16 protein-coding genes and 1 other RNA gene are annotated in these 17,126 nt (G+C 68.3%); 9 read left to right on the forward strand and 8 right to left on the reverse strand.

Features of this window, described 5'->3' with window-relative positions; translation table 11 throughout:
* Window positions 1-3: 3 nt before the first annotated feature.
* Window positions 4-1,449 carry a D-glycero-beta-D-manno-heptose-7-phosphate kinase gene (rfaE1, locus tag AZL_RS13340; protein WP_012975067.1) on the reverse strand — a complete coding sequence of 482 codons (1,446 nt, stop codon included), beginning with the start codon at window positions 1,447-1,449 and terminating at the stop codon, window positions 4-6.
* 229 nt (window positions 1,450-1,678) lie between these two features.
* On the opposite strand from rfaE1, the gene AZL_RS13345 reads away from it, so the two are divergent.
* Both AZL_RS13345 and AZL_RS13350 read left to right on the forward strand, forming a co-directional pair.
* Window positions 1,679-3,148: a sensor histidine kinase gene (locus tag AZL_RS13345; protein WP_042443143.1), complete on the forward strand. Its 1,470-nt coding sequence runs from the start codon at window positions 1,679-1,681 to the stop codon at window positions 3,146-3,148.
* Window positions 3,149-3,301: 153 nt separating this feature from the next.
* Window positions 3,302-3,490, forward strand: coding sequence for a hypothetical protein (locus AZL_RS13350; RefSeq protein ID WP_012975069.1), 189 nt, complete (start codon window positions 3,302-3,304; stop codon window positions 3,488-3,490).
* A 116-nt stretch (window positions 3,491-3,606) separates the two neighbouring features.
* On the opposite strand, the gene AZL_RS13355 is transcribed toward AZL_RS13350, so the two are convergent.
* Both AZL_RS13355 and AZL_RS13360 read right to left on the reverse strand, forming a co-directional pair.
* The gene (locus AZL_RS13355; RefSeq protein WP_012975070.1) at window positions 3,607-4,230 is read right to left on the reverse strand and encodes a ParA family protein; all 624 of its coding nucleotides are present in this window, start codon (window positions 4,228-4,230) and stop codon (window positions 3,607-3,609) included.
* A gap of 11 nt (window positions 4,231-4,241) precedes the next feature.
* Entirely contained in the window at window positions 4,242-5,843 is a 1,602-nt protein-coding gene (locus AZL_RS13360; RefSeq protein ID WP_042443145.1) for a CYTH and CHAD domain-containing protein, read from the reverse strand.
* A gap of 302 nt (window positions 5,844-6,145) precedes the next feature.
* On the opposite strand from AZL_RS13360, the gene pgk reads away from it, so the two are divergent.
* On the forward strand, window positions 6,146-7,339 hold the full coding sequence (gene pgk / locus AZL_RS13365; RefSeq protein WP_012975072.1) for a phosphoglycerate kinase: 1,194 nt from the start codon (window positions 6,146-6,148) through the stop codon (window positions 7,337-7,339).
* A gap of 84 nt (window positions 7,340-7,423) precedes the next feature.
* On the opposite strand, the gene AZL_RS13370 is transcribed toward pgk, so the two are convergent.
* Entirely contained in the window at window positions 7,424-8,602 is a 1,179-nt protein-coding gene (locus tag AZL_RS13370) for an AAA family ATPase (RefSeq protein WP_012975073.1), read from the reverse strand.
* Window positions 8,603-8,752: 150 nt separating this feature from the next.
* Here AZL_RS13370 and ffs point away from each other — a divergent pair.
* The 4 genes from ffs to recR all read left to right on the forward strand — a co-directional run bounded on the left by ffs (window position 8,753) and on the right by recR (window position 11,972).
* An RNA gene (ffs, locus tag AZL_RS33470) (signal recognition particle sRNA small type) lies at window positions 8,753-8,850 on the forward strand.
* Window positions 8,851-8,954: 104 nt separating this feature from the next.
* Window positions 8,955-10,865, forward strand: a complete 1,911-nt coding sequence (locus AZL_RS13375) for a DNA polymerase III subunit gamma/tau (RefSeq protein WP_012975074.1) — start codon at window positions 8,955-8,957, stop codon at window positions 10,863-10,865.
* 3 nt (window positions 10,866-10,868) lie between these two features.
* On the forward strand, window positions 10,869-11,192 hold the full coding sequence (locus AZL_RS13380) for a YbaB/EbfC family nucleoid-associated protein (RefSeq protein ID WP_012975075.1): 324 nt from the start codon (window positions 10,869-10,871) through the stop codon (window positions 11,190-11,192).
* 186 nt (window positions 11,193-11,378) lie between these two features.
* Window positions 11,379-11,972 carry a recombination mediator RecR gene (gene recR, locus AZL_RS13385; RefSeq protein WP_012975076.1) on the forward strand — a complete coding sequence of 198 codons (594 nt, stop codon included), beginning with the start codon at window positions 11,379-11,381 and terminating at the stop codon, window positions 11,970-11,972.
* Window positions 11,973-11,990: 18 nt separating this feature from the next.
* On the opposite strand, the gene gluQRS is transcribed toward recR, so the two are convergent.
* Both gluQRS and AZL_RS36590 read right to left on the reverse strand, forming a co-directional pair.
* Window positions 11,991-12,851 carry a tRNA glutamyl-Q(34) synthetase GluQRS gene (gluQRS, locus tag AZL_RS13390; RefSeq protein ID WP_012975077.1) on the reverse strand — a complete coding sequence of 287 codons (861 nt, stop codon included), beginning with the start codon at window positions 12,849-12,851 and terminating at the stop codon, window positions 11,991-11,993.
* A gap of 47 nt (window positions 12,852-12,898) precedes the next feature.
* Window positions 12,899-13,066: a hypothetical protein gene (locus AZL_RS36590; protein WP_014248815.1), complete on the reverse strand. Its 168-nt coding sequence runs from the start codon at window positions 13,064-13,066 to the stop codon at window positions 12,899-12,901.
* 409 nt (window positions 13,067-13,475) lie between these two features.
* Here AZL_RS36590 and AZL_RS13395 point away from each other — a divergent pair, with 409 nt between their 5' ends.
* A complete protein-coding gene (locus AZL_RS13395) occupies window positions 13,476-14,039 on the forward strand; it encodes an HNH endonuclease (RefSeq protein WP_012975078.1) in 564 nt (187 codons plus the stop codon).
* Between the two features lie 285 nt (window positions 14,040-14,324).
* A complete protein-coding gene (locus tag AZL_RS33415; protein WP_012975079.1) occupies window positions 14,325-15,863 on the forward strand; it encodes a metallophosphoesterase in 1,539 nt (512 codons plus the stop codon).
* Between the two features lie 75 nt (window positions 15,864-15,938).
* On the opposite strand, the gene AZL_RS13405 is transcribed toward AZL_RS33415, so the two are convergent.
* A complete protein-coding gene (locus AZL_RS13405) occupies window positions 15,939-16,523 on the reverse strand; it encodes a demethoxyubiquinone hydroxylase family protein (protein ID WP_012975080.1) in 585 nt (194 codons plus the stop codon).
* The gene (locus tag AZL_RS13410; protein ID WP_042443148.1) at window positions 16,520-17,056 is read right to left on the reverse strand and encodes a disulfide bond formation protein B; all 537 of its coding nucleotides are present in this window, start codon (window positions 17,054-17,056) and stop codon (window positions 16,520-16,522) included. The genes AZL_RS13405 and AZL_RS13410 overlap by 4 nt, the downstream gene beginning before the upstream one ends.
* Window positions 17,057-17,126 lie beyond the last annotated feature (70 nt).

Here is a 17,126-nt window from a genome sequence, read left to right on the forward strand (position 1 = left end):
CCCTCAGCCCTTCATGCGCTTGATGGTGTTGGTCGTGCTCTGGCCCTGGACCAGTTCGGCCAGCACCACGGTTCCGCCACAGCTCTGGACGAAATCCGCCCCGACCACCCTGTCGATCGTGTAGTCCGCCCCCTTGACCAGCACGTCGGGGCGCAGGACGCGGATCAGCGTCTCCGGCGTGTCCTCGCCGAAGATCACCACCAGATCGACGCAGCCCAGCGACGCCAGCACCGTGGCGCGCGCCGTCTCGTTCTGCACCGGCCGGCTTTCGCCCTTCAGCCGCTTCACCGACGCGTCGCTGTTCAGCCCGACCACCAGCACGTCGCAGGCGGCGCGGGCCTGCTTCAGCAGCGAGATATGGCCGGGATGCAGCAGGTCGAAACACCCGTTGGTGAAACCGACGCGCTTGCCGCGCAGCCGCCAGCGCTCCGCCCGATCCGCCGCGGCGTCGCGGGTCAGCACCTTCTCCTCGCCATGGCGCCACTGCTGCTCATGCAGGCCGGCGAGCATCTCGGCCGAGCGGACCACCGCGGTGCCGACCTTGCCCACCACAATGCCGGCCGCCAGATTGGCCAGCCGCGCCGAGTCGACCAGATCGATGCCGACCGACAGGGCGGCGGTCAGCGTCGCCACCACCGTGTCACCGGCGCCGGAGACGTCGAACACCTCGCGCGCCTCGGCCGGCAGATGCACCGCCTCGTCGGCGGTGACCACCGACATGCCCTGTTCGCTGCGGGTGGCGACGACGGCGCCGATGCCGCAGGTCTCGATCAGATGGCGGGCGGCGGCGATCACCTCCTCGTCGGTGCCGGCGGGCAGGCCGGTGGCCTCCATCAGTTCCTTGCGGTTGGGCGTGACAATGTCGGCTCCGCGATAGCGGCGGTAATCGCGTCCCTTCGGGTCGACCACCACGGTGCGCCCGACCTGCCGCGCGGCGGCGATCACCGCCACGACCAGCTCGTCGGTCAGCACGCCCTTGCCGTAATCGGACAGGATGACCGCCTGGACCTCGGACAACTCGCGACTCACCTGGGCCAGCACCTTGTCGGCGACGGCGATGGCGGCGACCGTTTCCCGATCGGCGCGCAGCAGCTGCTGCTGTCCGGCGATGAAGCGGGTCTTCGCGGTGGTTTGCCGGCCGGGCTCCACCACGACCGTATCATCGCCGATCCGCTCGCTGTTGAGGATCCCCCGCAACTGGCCACCGACCGCATCGTCTCCGACCACGGAGATGAAACGGCATTTGGCGTCCAGCGCCACGAGATTGGCGGCGACATTCCCCGCCCCGCCGAGCTTCAACACCTCATGCTGAATGCGCAGGACGGGGATGGGGGCCTCCGGCGAAACCCGGTCCACCAAACCATAGACGAAACGGTCGAGCATCACGTCGCCAAGGCACAGCACGTTGGCGCGCGACAGGGTGTCGATGTGACGGGCAAGGTCGCTCATGGCCCTTCTCTTACCAACGCCAAAGCGGTAACGCCAGAGGACAAGTTTACGCCGGGGGGACGCGGGCGTCGGGAAAAGGCGGGGGCATCCCGTCGCAGGTCGCCAGTCCCGCGGGTCACCAGTCCCGCGACATCCGGGCCGCATGGGCCCGCCTGCTGTGATAGATGGAGGAGCGCCGCGTGAGCGTCACGGCCTCGCGCGGCGGCACATCCGGCATTCGCGAGCCACCATGCCCCGTTCCACCGTCGCGGCCAGCCTGTCGGCCAAGCTGCTGCTGCTCACCATCCTGTTCGTGCTGCTGGCGGAGGTGCTGATCTACGCCCCCTCCATCGCCCGCTTCCGCATGAGCTATCTGGAGGAGCGGCTGGCCGCCGCCCACATCGCGGCATTGTCGGTGGAGGCCGCCCCCGACCTGATGGTGACGAGGGAGTTGCAGGCGAAGCTGCTGGCCTATACCGGAACCCACGTCATCGACCTGATCCAGCCGGGGGCGCGGGTCTACATGCTGTCCCGCCCGATGCCGCCGGTGGCCGACGCGGTATACGACCTGCGCGGCACCGGGATGGGCATGCAGTTCGTCGATGCCGGCCATGCCCTGTGGCTGGCGCTGGACGGGATTTTCGGACCAAGGCGCGACCGGGTGATCCGGGTGATCGACCGCTCCCCCAACGACCCGGCCCAGCGGGTCGAGGTCACCATGGACGAACGGCCGCTGATCGACGCCATGCTGGACTTCTCGCGCCGCATCCTGGCGGTGTCGGTCGCCATCTCGCTGATCGCCGCCATCCTGGTCTATGTCACGCTGCATGCCCTGATGGTGCGGCCGATGCGCCGGCTGACCGCCGGGGTCGTCGCCTTCCGCCGCGACCCCGACGGCGCGCCGCCGCTGATACCGGGCCGCCGCGGCGACGAGATCGGCGTGGCCGAGCGCGAGCTCGCCGCCATGCAGGACACCGTCCGCGCCGCCCTGCGCCAGCGCGAAAGGCTGGCCACGCTGGGCACCGCGGTGGCGAAGATCAACCACGACCTGCGCGGCATCCTGTCCACCGCCTCCCTCCTGTCGGAGCGGCTGACCGAAAGCGCCGACCCGGAGGTGCGGCGGGTGACGCCGCGGCTGGTCGCCTCGCTCGACCGGGCGGTGGAGCTGTGTGGCCAGACCCTGTCCTTCACCCGCGACGGCGTCCTGCCGCTCAGCCCGGCGCCGGTCGATCTGCGCCGGCTGGCGGCGGAGGCCGGGACCGAGGTGCTCGCCACCGTCCGCCCCGATGGCGGCCGGGTCGAGGCGGAGTGGGTCAACGACATCCCCGCCGGCCTGCCGGCCGCGGTCGATGCGGCCCAGTTCGGCCGCGCCCTGGTCAATCTCGGCCGCAACGCCGTGCAGGCCGGCGCCGGCCGGGTGCGGATCGCCGCCCAGGCGGAGCGGCCGGGCCTGCTGACCCTGACGATCGCCGATGACGGCCCCGGCCTCGCCCCCCGCGCGCGGCAGAACCTGTTCCAGCCCTTCGCCGGATCGGCGCGGGCCGGCGGCGTCGGCCTGGGGCTCGCCATCGCGCGCGAGGTGGTACGCGCCCATGGCGGCGACCTGCGGCTGGTGCGGAGCGATGCCGCCGGAACGGTCTTCGCCCTTGACATACCGCAATGCGACGCGGACACCGGTCCGCTAGCTGTTGCGGGACACGGGCCGACGGGCGACGAATGAGCCGACAGGCGACAAGTCGTTTGTGTCGCATTGATTCCGCGGGCTCCGTCCCGCAGAATTCCTTCAACGCTGAAGCGGTCGCGGGCAGCCCGGCGGGGCGGGAGGCGGGCGCTTCCACCCTGTCAACACCTTGTTCTGAAAGGACCGCGCGACGTGAAAGCCTTCTCCTACTGGGTCAACTCCATTCTCGCCGGCATCATGGCCTTCGTCGGCCTGCTCGCCTCCTCGCGCGCGGCGGACGATGCCTTCGCGGCCGGCGGCCTGATCGTCTTCCTCGGCTGCGTGCTCTTCATCTTCGCGTCGATCGGCCGCTATTTCGACCGTCTGGGCTCCGCCCACTGACCATCCCGGCGACGGGCCGGCGGTGCGAAGGCGGGGTCATCGAACGGTGATCCTCCGGGAGGGGCGGGGCGCTCTCCGCCCCGCCCGGCAACCCTGCCAAATCCCGTCAAACCCCGTCAAACCCCGTCGATGTAGCTCAGCAGCGGCTGCCAGTCGCCGCGATGCTCGGCGGCGCGCTTGCCCGGCATGTCGAACAGGCTGAGGCCGGTCGCCGCCGCATCGGCGTAGATCTGGCTGTCGCGCAGCCGCGTCACCACCTGATGCCCGATGCCGCCCAGGAACCGGTCCAGACGGTCGGCGGCCTTGGTGCGGGCGCGCATGCGGTTGCCGACCACCGCGACCGTGGTCTTCTTCTTCGCGATCCGCTTCAGCTCGTCCAGCTTGGTGAGGAAACGCTGGGTCGCCTGTTCGTCGAAGGCGCCCGGCAGGACCGGCAGCACGACGATGTCGGCCATCTTGACCAGATCCTCGATCTGCTTGGTCTTCAGCGCCGCCGGCGCGTCGATCACCAGCCTTTTGGTGCCGCGCGGCGCATCGGAGAAGTCCTTGGCCCAGTCGAGCCCGACCAGCGGCGGGGCCTTGTCCGGCCGCCGCTCCAGCCAGCCGAGCGAGGAGTGCTGACGGTCGACGTCGGCCAGCACGGTGGGCAGGCCGGCCGTGGCGGACGCGGCGGCGAGATGGGTGGCGACGGTCGTCTTGCCGCAGCCGCCCTTGATGTTGGCGACGAGGATCGTGAGCATGGCCGGGGAGTCTACACCGCTGGATCCGGTTTCGACCAGAAATGCTTGGTGTCGAGGAACTCGTGCCACAGGGCGACCAGCGCCGCCTCGGTGTCGGCCACCCCGCGGGCATGCCAGCCGATGACGATGCCGGCGGCGCGCGGCTCGCCGGGGGTGGAGCGGCTGCCGTCGTCATGCAGCTCGTGCAGCAGCCGGGTCGCCGTCGCCACGTCGTTCAGATGGCCCAGCGCGTCCTGGAAGGCGGCCATCTGCTGGATGTAACGGCGCACCGGCTTGTCGTCATAGAGGCTGCGGAAGAATTCCACGGCATAGCGCAGCTTCTTCAGCGCGATTCGCAGCTGGTGGCGCTGGGCGACCGGCAGATGGGCGAAGCCATGGCCGGCCCGCCGGGCCTTCTTGTGGCGCTTGTTCAGCAGATGGTCGGCCAGCCCGATCACCGGCTGGAACAGCCGCACCGATTCCTCGCTGACCGGCTGGTCGCGCCAGCCGCGCCGCTCCACCCAGCCGCCGACGCCGAGCAGGAAGGCGGTGTAGCGCTCCGAGCGGATCGCCTCGCGCACCCCCTCATAGGCGCGCAGCCGCCTGGCCTCGGCCGCCGCCGACAGCGCGTCCAGATCCTCCACCGCCGAACGGCCATGGCCGTCGGCGCGGTGGAAGGCGTCGCGCACCGGGGCCAGCAGCTCCTCGCCGAACACGTCCCAGTCGCGCGCCGGCCCCAGGCTGCCGGCCAGCCATTTGATCTCGCCGACCAGCCACAGATATTGCGTGGTCGGAATGAAGGGCCGGAACAGGGCGATGGCCGAACGCAGCCGGCGGAGCGCGACGCGCATCTGGTGCACGCCCTCCGGATCCTCGCCGGCCAGCGTCACCGCCTCGTTCGCCACCATGTGGGCGATGCAGGCGCGGACGATGCGGCCGACCGCCCCCTCCACCGTCGTCTCCGGCTCCAGCAGCAGCTTTTCGGCCTTCAGCGCGGTGTCGGCGGTGCCGTTCGCCAGCGCGTGGCCGCGTTCCGCCTTGGTCCGCATCTCCAGCCGCAGCGGCGCCGCCCTGGTCAGTTCCTGCGCCAGGTCATAGAGGGCGGCCGGCGTACCGGCCTTCAGCTCCAGCTCCACCTCGCACAGGTCGGTGGAGCGGCCGTCGGGCAGCGCGATCCGTCCGCGGTCGAAGGCGACCTCGATACGGGTGGCGGCGGCATCGCCCAGCGTCACCTCCTGGGTGGTCCGCTCGACGATCGAGGTGAAAACCGGCGTCAGCTCCGCGTCGGCGAGCGCCCCCAGCAGCTCAATGGCGGCGGGGTCGGCGACCAGCGTCAGGTCGGGGGCGGCGGAGGGCACCGCGCATTCCCACTCGCCCCGTCCCAGCCCATCCTCGTCGGGGGCCGACTTGACGGTCTGGACATAGCCCTCGCCGGTGTTGCGCACCCGCAAGGTCACCTTGCGCGCGGCGAGCCGGCGGTCCCCGGTGTCGTAATAGGTGCTTTCCAGGGTTCGTGTCGCCGCCGGGCCGGCCGCCCGGTCTGCGATGGCGGGAGCGGCGCGCAACCTGTCGAAGTCTTCCGGCTGCGCAGCCAGCTTCAGTTCCGTCTCGCGGTTGATCTCGGCCTCAGCCATCGCCTGCGCTTCAACCCCCGTTTTGCGGCCAGTTGGCCTATAATTGGGTGTTTGCACAGCGCATGAACAGGGTCAAGTTACCAAAATGTTGCATGTCGCTGTGGTTGCGCCACCTGTTGGCGACGCATCTTCCGCTGGGCGGAATGGCGCGGCCGGGGCCTTGGGACGGTGCCCGCAGGGTCATTATGCCCCATTCCGCCCCACCCCTGGGGCGTTGCAAAGCTCGCGGGGCTGTGGTTGGGTTTCGCCAAATCGAAACGGCCGGTCCCGATCGGGGCGGCCATAATCCGGGAACCGCGACGATGACCGATTTCAACACGATCGACGACCTTGAGGTGAGCGGCAAGACGGTGCTGGTGCGCGCCGACCTGAATGTTCCGATGCAGGACGGCAAGGTCTCCGACACCACCCGCATCGACCGCCTCGCCCCCACCCTGAAGGAGCTGTCCGCCAAGGGCGCCAAGGTCGTGGTCCTGTCGCATTTCGGCCGCCCGAAGAACGGTCCGGACGCCAAGAACTCGCTGCGCAACGTGCTGGACGCTCTCAGCGCCGCCGTCGGCCAGAAGGTCGCCTTCGCCGAGGATTGCGTCGGCGAGAAGGCCAGGGAGGCGATCGCCAAGGTGCATGAGGGCGCCATCGTGCTGCTGGAGAACACCCGCTTCCACGCCGAGGAGGAGAAGAACGATCCGGCTTTCGCCAAGGAGATGGCGGCGCTGGGCGACCTCTACGTCAACGACGCCTTCTCCGCCGCGCACCGCGCCCACGCCTCGACCGAGGGTGTCGCCCGCCTGCTGCCGAACGCCGCCGGCCGCCTGATGGAGGCCGAGCTGAAGGCCCTGACGCTGGCGCTGGAGAAGCCGGAGCGCCCGGTGGCCGCCGTCGTCGGCGGGGCGAAAATCTCCACCAAGCTGGAACTGCTCGGCAACATGGTCCGCAAGGTGGACCTGCTGGTGCTGGGCGGCGGCATGGCCAACACCTTCCTGTTCGCCCAGGGCATCGATGTCGGCGCCTCGCTGTGCGAAAAGGACATGGCCGACCAGGCCCGCGCCATCATGGCGACCGCCAAGGAAGCCAACTGCGAGATCCTGCTGCCGAAGGATTTCGTCGTCGCCAAGGAGTTCAAGGCCGGTGCCGCCAACCGCGTCGTCGCCTTCGACGCCATCGGGTCCGACGAGATGGCGCTGGACGTCGGCCCGGCCACCGTCGAATTCCTGGGCGTGAAGCTTCAGGGCGCCAAGACCATCGTCTGGAACGGCCCGCTCGGCGCTTTTGAAATTCAGCCCTTCGACGCCGGCACCAACGCGGTGGCCGGTCTGGTCGCCGCCCGCACCGAGGCCGGCGGCCTGCTGTCGGTCGCCGGCGGCGGCGACACCGTCGCGGCGCTGGCCCATGCCGGGGCCGAGGACAAGTTCACCTATGTGTCGGCCGCCGGCGGCGCCTTCCTGGAATGGCTGGAAGGCAAGGAACTGCCGGGTGTGGCGGCGCTGGCTAAGTAAGCGGTTCCACCGGATCGCGGATACGGGAGGCCTCGGGCTTCGGCCCGGGGCCTTTTTCGCTTGGTCACGCCTGACTTTGTTTGGTCACGCCTGAGCGGCCTTCCCCGCCCGCGCTTTCAGCCACTCCGCCATCCCCTGGTCGTCCAGCGCATATTGCCCGCGCGCCGATCGCCACAGGATGTTCCTCTGCCGCAGCGCCTCGATGGCCGCCTGCACCGCCGGCGGTTCCACCGTCTCGCCGACCGCGTCGGCATAGGCCTGCAACGCCGGGGCGGAGAAGGGGGCGGATTGCGGCCCCTCCACCGCCAGCCGTTCGACCACCGCCTGCTGCAACGGCGTCAGTCCCGACCATGCGGTCTCGTAATCGTCCCACACCCGCTGACGCAGCCCGGCCGCGCCATCCGCCAGCGCCCGCTTCAATTCGCCGGCATCGCCGACCAGCAGCGCCGCGTCCGACAGGATCCGCATCAGGGTTTCCGGCTGCCGCCCGACCGCGTCGAACGCGGCGAACACATCGTCGGCGTCGAAGCGGTTGCCCTCGGCCAGCCGGGCGTTGATCCAGGCGGTGTAGGCATCGGTATAGGCGCGGTCGAGCAGCGGAAAACTGCGCACGCTGGTGCCGAAGAAGGGCTGGTCACGGTTCAGCACCAGCCGGCTCAGCTTGTCGCGGTGGGATCCGGTCAGCACGATCATCAGGTTCGGCCCGTCGCGGGCGTCGTCCCTGGTGTTCAGCCGGTCGCGTGCCGCCTTCAGCGCGAACATGGCGGTCAGCCCGGCCTCGGTCGTCAGCGCGTGCTGGGCTTCATCCACCAGCAGGGCGATGCGCTTGTGCGTCCGCTCCAGCAGGGCCTCCAGCGCGTCGGCCAGCGTGGTCCCCTGCGCCTGCCCGACCCGGTCGATGTCGACCGAAACGCCGCCGACCCCCAGCCTGGCGAGCCCCACCGCCCGCGCCGCCTTCACCGGCAGGCTGTCGGCCCGGCGCAGTTCGGCCTTCAACGCCTCCGCGATCAGATGGGCGGGATCGGCCGCCATGTCCGACCACAGATCGGCATAGACCGCCAGGATGCCGCGGTTCTCCAGCTCCGGCCCCAGGTCGTGGCGCAGGAAGGTGCTTTTTCCCGTCCGCCGCGGTGCCGCCAGACACAGCGTGGGCTCCGCCCCGATCGGCGCATCCCCGGTCACGATGTCGGCCAGCGCCGCCGCCAGCTTCGGCCGGTGGAACAGGAACTTCTGCGCGGGCGTGGCGGCGGTTCGGGGCGGCATCGGCAGCCTCCTTATGGCCGATTATGGATCATTCCATAATTTATAGTCCGAAAAATAATCGTCAATAGTCCATTACGGACACCGAAACGACCCTCGCACGCCAACCGTTTCCCCTTGCATCCGCCCGCACAAGCCCCCATAACAGCGGCGGGAGACTGGCGTCGGACGAGTCCCTCGCCAACCCGGTCAGGTCCGGAAGGAAGCAGCCGCAACGAGTTACGGCTCGGGTCGTTCGTCCAGTCTCCCACCCTCTGCAAAAATTGCCAGCACGAAACAGACGGCGACAGCGCGGTGCCGGGACGCTATCCTGCGGCCCGAAATTCCCCTCCCGTCGTTTCGACAGGCCAGCCGCGTGACCGATACCACCGCCGTTTCCGCCGCCGACATCGCCGCCGCCTCCGCTCCTCCCGCCACCGGGCAGGCCTACCGGGTGCTGGCGCGCAAATACCGGCCGAAGACCTTCGACGAGTTGATCGGCCAGGACGCGCTGGTCCGCACCCTGACCAACGCCATCCAGTCCGGCCGCATCGCCCAGGCCTTCATGCTGACCGGCGTGCGCGGCGTCGGCAAGACCACCACCGCCCGCATCATCGCCCGCGCGCTGAACTGCACCGGGCCGGACGGCAACGGCGGGCCGACGGTCAGCCCCTGCGGCGTCTGCGACAATTGCCGCGCCATCGCCGAGGATCGCCACGTCGACGTGATGGAGATGGACGCCGCCAGCCACACCGGCGTCGACGACATCCGCGAGATCATCGACGGCGTGCGCTATTCCCCGGTCTCGGCCCGCTACAAGCTCTACATCATCGACGAGGTCCACATGCTGTCGAAGAGCGCGTTCAACGCGCTGCTGAAGACGCTGGAGGAACCGCCGAGCCATGTGAAGTTCGTCTTCGCCACCACCGAGATCCGCAAGGTGCCGGTGACGGTGCTGTCGCGCTGCCAGCGCTTCGACCTGCGCCGCGTCGACGCCCAGGTGCTGAAGGAGCATTTCACCCGCGTCACCGCCCTGGAAGGCGCCGACATCGAGGGAGACGCCGCCGCCCTGATCGCGCGCGCCGCCGACGGGTCGGTGCGCGACGGGCTGTCGCTGCTCGATCAGGCGATCGCGCTGGCCGCCGGCACCGTCACCGCGCAGCAGGTGCGCGACATGCTGGGTCTGGCCGACCGCACCCGCGTCATCGACCTGTTCGAGGCCGCCGTCTCCGCTCGTCCGGCCGAGGCGATGGACATACTGGCCGACCTGCACCGGGTCGGCGCCGATCCGGTGGTGATCCTCCAGGACCTGCTGGACCTCGTCCACAATCTGACCCGGCTGAAGGTGGTGCCCGACAGCGCAAACGACCCCTCCCTGCCGGAGGCGGAGCGCACGCGGGGATCCAGCCTGTCGGCCAGGCTCGGCATGCCGGCGCTGACCCGCGCCTGGCAATTGCTGCTGAAGGGGCTGAACGAGGTGCAGGCCGCCCCGGTGCCGCAGCAGGCGCTGGAGATGGTGATCGTCCGCCTGTCCTACGCCGCCGACCTGCCGACTCCGGGCGAGCTGATCCGCCAGTTCCAGGCCCAGCAGGCCAATGGCGGCGCCGGAGGGGGCGCCCCGATGGGCCGTGGCTCCGGTGGCGGCCCCGGCGGTGGCGGCGCTGGCCCGCTCGCGGTCGCGACAAGCCAGCCCGCGTCCATGGCCACCCAGGCCGTCGCCCGCTCAATCGCATCGGCCCAGCCGCAGAGCGCCCCCGTTGCGCAGACCGCCCCGGCTCCCACCCCGGCCCCAGCCGGGGAGGAGTTGTCGCCGATGCCGCGGGACTTCCGCGCGCTGGTGCAGCTCTTCTCCGACCGGCGCGAGGGCGCGCTCTACGGCTATCTGATGGAGACGGTTCAGCTGGTCCGCATGGAGCCGGGCCGGCTGGAGCTGAAGCTCCGCCCCGCCGCCCCGCCGACCCTGCCGGCCAAGGTCGGGCAGTTCCTGGGCGAATGGACCGGCCAGCGCTGGATCGTCGCCCTGTCCGACGGCCCGGCCCAGCCGACGCTGGCCGAGCAGGAGCAGGCGGAACGGAACCGCGCCTGGTCGGAGGCGGAGGCCAACCCGGTGGTGCGCGCCGTGCTCGACGCCTTCAGCGGGGCGAAGATCATCGATGTCCGCGACCTCGCCGCAGTCGCCGCGGCGGAGAGTGCTGCGGTTGCGGATGACGGCGAGACACCCGATTTCATGGTTCAGCAGCAGGACGACGGGGTCTATTACCCCCTCGACGACGAAGGAGAGTACTGACCGATGAAGAATATCGGCAACATGATGAAGCAGGCCCAGCAGATGCAGGCCAAGATGCAGGAGATGCAGGCCAGCCTGGAACAGGTCGAGATGACCGGCCAGAGCGCCGCCGGCATGGTCGTCGTGACCGTCAACGGCAAGAGCGAGATGAAGAAGGTCAAGCTCGACAAGTCCGTCGTCGATCCCGAGGACGTCGAGGTGCTGGAGGATCTGATCGTCGCCGCCTTCAACGACGCCAAGCGCAAGGTCGAGCAGCATGTCGCCGAGGAGACCTCGAAGATGATGGGCGGCCTGAAGCTGCCGCCGGGCATCAAGCTGCCGTTCTGATCTTGTCGACTTGCCCTCTCCCGCCCCGGGAGAGGGAGGGGGCCCGCCGAAGGCGGAGAGGGTGAGGGGCCGTCCGGAGACGGTCCCCCTTATCCTTGCACCCCCCTCACCCTTCCCAAGCTTTGCTTGGGCCCCTTCCCTCTCCCGGGGCGGGAGAGGGGAATATGTTGCGGCCGCCAATTCCCCATGATCGGACCTGAAATCGAACGCCTGATCCAGTTGCTGTCCAAACTGCCGGGGCTCGGCCCCCGGTCGGCGCGGCGGGCGGCTCTTCATCTGATGAAGCGCCGCGACAGCTTGCTGGTTCCCCTGTCGGAAGCGATGGCGGCGGCCGGCGAATCGATCCGCGCCTGCTCCGTCTGCGGCAATCTGGACAGCCGCGATCCCTGCACCGTCTGTGCCGACCCCGCCCGCGACCGCTCGGTCATCTGCGTGGTCGAGGATGCCGGCGATCTGTGGGCGCTGGAACGCACCCGCGCCTTCCGCGGCACCTATCATGTGCTGGGCGGGCTGCTGTCGGCCTTGCAGGGCGTCGGCCCCGACGATTTGAACCTTGCCGGCCTTGCCGAGCGCGCCAAGGATCCGGCGGTGCGCGAGATCATCCTGGCGCTGAACGCCACCGTCGACGGCCAGACCACCGCCCATGTGGTGACCGACCGCCTGACCGACTCCGACGTCTCGGTCTCCCGCCTCGCCCATGGCGTTCCGGTCGGCGGCGAGCTGGACTATCTCGACGATGGCACGCTCACCGCGGCGCTGAAGGCAAGACGGCCGCTGTAGCCCGGCGCCAGGCCGCCGCTATCCGGGAAACCCCGCCAGGGCGCGGACCTCGGCCGGGCCGCGCCCCTCCTCGCGCAGCGAACGCAGCGATTGGGCGCGGTCGCGCTTGGCCAGCCGCTCGCCCGCCGCGTTCCGCAACAGGCCGTGGTGATGGTAATCCGGCGGATCATAGCCCAGCAGGGCCTGCAACAGCCGGTGCAGATGGGTGGCGAAGAACAGATCCTCGCCACGGGTGACCAGCGTCACGCCTTGCAGATGGTCGTCGACGGTGACGCTGAGGTGATAGCTGGTCGGCGTGTCCTTGCGCGCCAGCACCACGTCGCCCAGCAGTTCCGGCGTCGCCTGCTGCCAGCCCCGCGCCCGGTCATGCCAGCGCAGCGGCCCGGTCAGCCGGCGCGCGGCCTCCACATCGAGCCGCAACGCCCATGATTCGCCATCGCCGATCCGCTCCGCGCGTTCCTGCGGCGAACGATGACGACAGGTGCCGGGATAGAGGGGACCATCGGAAGAAGTCGGGCCGGGCCCGTGCGGCGCGGCAGCGGCCCGCGCGATCTCGGCGGCGATGTCCTTGCGGGTGCAGAAGCAAGGATAGAGCACGCCGAGCGACTCGAGCCGGGCCAGGGCGGCGCGGTAATCGTCGAAATGATCGGATTGGCGCCGCACCGGGCCATCCCAGTCGAGGCCGAGCCAGCCCAGATCCTCGATCAGGTCGCGCTCGAACTCCGGGCGGCAGCGGTTGGGGTCGATATCCTCGATCCGCAACAGGAAGCGGCCGGCGGCGCCGCGGGCGGTGGTCCAGCCGAACAGCGCGGAATGGGCATGGCCCAGATGCAGATGCCCGGTGGGGCTGGGGGCGAAGCGGGTGACGAGGTCGCTCATCCCCGCCTTATAGCGGATCCCGTGGGCAACCCTCAAACATGGAGACCTTAGATATAGGGATTGTCGCGAATCGGCTCGACCGGGATCTCCTCGCCCTCCAGATACAGCGCCAGACGGCGGCGCAGCTCGCGGTCGAAGGCGTCGATGCGGATCTGGCGCTCACGCTCCTCGCGTTCACGGCGCTTCTGGGCAAGGTCGATGATGACGGCGGTCATGGCGGGCTATCCTCGAAGGTCGCGTCCGGCCGGCGCGACAGGCCGGGTCTGCTTGGATCGATGAGCCCACGATGGGTCCGTCATGGTTAACGAGGGGTAAGCGCGCAAGCGGAAGCGTGGGGCCCTCCGCCGATGTCACAGCCCCTGCGCGAATGTGCGGAACGATCGTTCCTCCGGCGGCGACATGCCCACAGCGCGAAAAAGGTTACACATCAGTGAAGAAATTGCACCGCAGCGGGCCAAGATGTTGAGTCCGGGCCGACGATCCACTATGTATCTGGTTGTCCCGGATGTCGATCCGGCTGCCGGGGCGCAGCAGATACGACCCCGCGCACAAAGCCGCTCCGCTGTCGCGTGCCGGGATCCTGATACGGTCTCAGACACACGGTTTCAGACAAGGGAGTGGCCATTGGCTCCACCACCCGATCATTGTCCGGCTCTGGTGCTGAACGCGGATTTCCGCCCGCTCAGTTACTTCCCCTTGTCGCTGTGGTCCTGGCAGGAAGCGGTCAAGGCGGTTTTTCTGGAACGGGTCAACATCGTCTCGCACTATGACCGGGTCGTCCGATCCCCAAGTTTCGAAGTCCGGTTACCAAGCGTCATCTCGCTGAAAGAGTTCATCCCGGCCACGCGCCGCCCGGCCTTCACCCGCTTCAACGTCTTCCTGCGCGACCGTTTCACCTGCCAATATTGCGGCCGCCCCTTTCCCACCCACGACCTGACCTTCGACCATGTGATCCCGCGCTCACGCGGCGGTCGGACGACCTGGGAAAACGTCATCACCTCCTGTTCGGCCTGCAATCTGGCGAAGGGCGACCGCCTTCCCCATGTCTGCGGCATGATCCCCCTCAGTCCGCCCTTCCAGCCCAGCGCCTATGAGCTGCAAGAGAATGGACGTGCCTTCCCGCCAAACTTCCTTCACGAAAGTTGGCGGGATTTTCTTTATTGGGACTCCGAACTCGATCCGCTGTGAGTCGTGCGCCCGCCAGGGCCATTTCCGATTTGGCGGGCACCCGAAGAAACGGCGTCGCGGGGCCGGGCACGGGGCTGTTTCCGCCCCACCGGATCACACGCCGAAATTTTCAAAAATCAACGCGCAAATTCTGATTAAGTGTATCTTATGAACCACAACAATTAGAAATATTACGCTTCTGGAGATTTTCTCCTTTTTTCCCAGAATCGCAGCGGCGCAACCGTCCAAGCCTCCGCATCGGACCGGAGATCGCGCCGCCCCCTGCATTCAGGCAAAGGAGCCTCCATGTCTGGCAACTCCTCCCCCCTTGCGCCTCTGGTCACCTTCGGCGTGGTCGGCGATTACGGTTCAGGCGGCATTGGCTCGACCAATGTCATCGCCCAGGCCGCTACCGGCGTGGCGACGGCCATGAAGAGCTTCGTCTCGCCCAGCATCCCCTCCAACTTCGTGGTGTCGCTGGGCGATCAGATTTACCCCCCTTGGTCTAAAGGATGCGAAAATGGCGCGGCAACCGCTGCCGAGTACATCGCGGCCATCGGCAATCTGTACGGTGGCTTTATCTTCTATCCCCCCGTCAACTACGACGATCCAAGCGCGCCGGTTTCTCCCAACCCATACGCCCCGGACACCCCCACATCCTCCACCATGCGTCTGTTCCCGGTGATCGGGGATCATGACTGGTGGAAACAAAACCAGACAATCCCGGCAAGAAGCTCGGGCGACTCCCCCGAAATCTATTTGATGAAGGGAAACGACAATTATCAGGTGAATTTCGCCGGGTTGAATTTGCCGTTGGATCCGCAGTTGGATCCGCAGTTGGGAACGCCCGACTACACTCCCTGCATTCGTTACTACACCGTGCAGCCGGCGGCTGATCCCGCGACGAACACACCGCTCATCCAACTGTTCGCGCTCAGCAATGACCAGAATGAAGTGGCGTTGGGCACTCTGTTCACAAAGGACAGCAGCTCTGACAATCTGCTATCCCCTCAAATCCAGTGGTTCACCGGCGCGCTGAGCGACTCGCAAGCGGTGTGGAACATCGTGTCCATGCACCAACCGCCCTACAGCTCGTCCAACGACCATGGCCCGACCACCTATTTCCAACTGGTCGATCTGGTCGCCAACACCGTCGGAAAAACCGTCGATCTGGTGCTGGCCGGTCATATCCACAGCTACGAGCGGTTCCAGAATGTCGACCAATCCAATGGTTTGACGACCTACATCGTCAACGGCACCGGCGGCACGCTGGAAGGCTTCGCCTCCTTTAAAAGCGTGACCGACACGTCACCGATCGGTCAGGTTCGGGTCACCGGCTATTACGGCTTTCAGGTCGCCACCGTCAGCTTGCAAACCCTGACCCTGGCATTCTACGGCTCCACCGATCCCGCCAACGCCAGCCAGGCCCCCTCGGGACCATCCTGGACGGCGTTCGACGTCTTCATGATCGTCAAACCCAACACGACCCTGACGTTGGGCGACATGGCCGGCTTGACCGGCTTGCTGATCCAGGGCGTCACGGACAGCAGCGGCGCAACATCCGGCTTGACCATCGACACCGGCGGACAGACCGCGACCCTGCCGCTCAACCTCTATGGGCCGGGGTCGCTCACCGTCACCGGCGGCGGCACGCTGACCGTCACCGCCGCACCGGTCCCCACGGGTTTCAAGCAGAACACCGACGGCTCCATCCCATCGGTCTATTACGAGCAGACGCAGACAGGCCCGACCGGTCCCATCGCCACGGATTCCCAAACCACGCTGGTACTCTACGGCACAAACTACCCGCCATCAGCGGAAAACCCGGCGGCACCCGCCGGATAACGCGGGCCTGACGGGACGCGCGGGCGTTTCCTGCCGGATGATGACCGCCATCGCCCGGCAGGCACGCGCCCCGCGTCACACGCGCTCGGCCACCCAGATCACCGCCCTGGTGCCGGCCTTGATGGCGGCGGACAGCACCGGGTAGGCCGGCGCCTGCTCCGCCTCGTTGAGGATGCCGATGTCGCGGTGCTCGACCTCCTCCGCCTGGAACTTGCGGATGCTGTTCGACAACTCCGCCTCATCGGGGCCCAGCTGTTGCAGCTGATCCTCGTAATGGCGTTCGATGACTTCTTCGACGGCGACCGTGCAGGCCATCGCCGCCCGCTCGCCCAGGATCGCGGTGCCGGCGCCCAGCAGGAAACCGGTGACATGCCACAGCGGCTGCAACAGGGTCGGCCGCACCCGGCGCCGGTTCAGCTGCTTTTCGAAATATTCGAGATGGATCAGCTCCTGGTCGGCCATGTGCCGCAGGGTCTTGCCGTGGCGGCCCTTGCCCATGACGGCGATCTGGCCCTCATAGATGCGCTTGGCGCCATATTCGCCGGCATGGTCGACGCGGACGATGCGGGCCAGCCGGTCGCGCCGCGGCAGGTCGCCGGGCAGCGCGCCGCGGGCTGAAGCCGTCCGCGGAACAGCGGCGGAAGAGGTCGTTTCACTCACAATGCGGTCCTCGACACCGGGGTGCGGGTGTAGGCGATGCGCGCCGCGATGAAGGCGTAGGCCGCCAGCGCCAGCGAGATCACCACATTGTAGCCCGCCATCGATATCCCGAACAGCGACCACGCCACCTCGTCACAGCGGGTGACCGGGGCGGCCAGCACCTGGGCGCGCAACGCCTCCAGCGAATTGGCCGGCGCCGAGCCGCCACAGGACGAGGTGCCGGCCCACCAATGCTGCTCCACCCCGACATGATAGGCGGCGATGCCGGCGCCGGCCAGCAGGGCCAGCCCGCTGACCACCAGCAGCGCATCGCCCACCCCCCTCCAGCGGCGAAACAGCCAGGTCACCAGCCCCAGCGCCATCACCGCCACATAGGGCCATCGCTGCATGATGCACAGCACGCAGGGTTGGTAGCCCAGCACGAACTGGAAGAACAGGGCCGACAGCAGCACCCCGGCACTGGCGAGGGCCAGAAGCGGGGCTGCGATGCGGGGATCGTCGAAGACGCGGGAAAGGAGGGTTTGGATCATCATGGCCGACAAATTAGCGCGTGCGGAGCCGTTCGGCCAGCCGTCCGCGACACCCACCCCACCCCTGCGACGG

It is taken from the genome of Azospirillum sp. B510, from assembly GCF_000010725.1.
GTDB lineage: Bacteria > Pseudomonadota > Alphaproteobacteria > Azospirillales > Azospirillaceae > Azospirillum > Azospirillum lipoferum_B.

Bases quoted from the DNA above. Each gene is read 5' to 3' on its own strand.
- rfaE1 (WP_012975067.1), bottom strand. From the start codon at position 1,449: ATGAGCGACCTTGCCCGTCACATCGACACCCTGTCGCGCGCCAACGTG.
- AZL_RS13345 (WP_042443143.1), top strand. From the start codon at position 1,679: ATGCCCCGTTCCACCGTCGCGGCCAGCCTGTCGGCCAAGCTGCTGCTG.
- AZL_RS13355 (WP_012975070.1), bottom strand. From the start codon at position 4,230: ATGCTCACGATCCTCGTCGCCAACATCAAGGGCGGCTGCGGCAAGACG.
- AZL_RS13360 (WP_042443145.1), bottom strand. From the start codon at position 5,843: ATGGCTGAGGCCGAGATCAACCGCGAGACGGAACTGAAGCTGGCTGCG.
- pgk (WP_012975072.1), top strand. From the start codon at position 6,146: ATGACCGATTTCAACACGATCGACGACCTTGAGGTGAGCGGCAAGACG.
- AZL_RS13370 (WP_012975073.1), bottom strand. From the start codon at position 8,602: ATGCCGCCCCGAACCGCCGCCACGCCCGCGCAGAAGTTCCTGTTCCAC.
- AZL_RS13380 (WP_012975075.1), top strand. From the start codon at position 10,869: ATGAAGAATATCGGCAACATGATGAAGCAGGCCCAGCAGATGCAGGCC.
- recR (WP_012975076.1), top strand. From the start codon at position 11,379: ATGATCGGACCTGAAATCGAACGCCTGATCCAGTTGCTGTCCAAACTG.
- gluQRS (WP_012975077.1), bottom strand. From the start codon at position 12,851: ATGAGCGACCTCGTCACCCGCTTCGCCCCCAGCCCCACCGGGCATCTG.
- AZL_RS36590 (WP_014248815.1), bottom strand. From the start codon at position 13,066: ATGACCGCCGTCATCATCGACCTTGCCCAGAAGCGCCGTGAACGCGAG.
- AZL_RS33415 (WP_012975079.1), top strand. From the start codon at position 14,325: ATGTCTGGCAACTCCTCCCCCCTTGCGCCTCTGGTCACCTTCGGCGTG.
- AZL_RS13410 (WP_042443148.1), bottom strand. From the start codon at position 17,056: ATGATGATCCAAACCCTCCTTTCCCGCGTCTTCGACGATCCCCGCATC.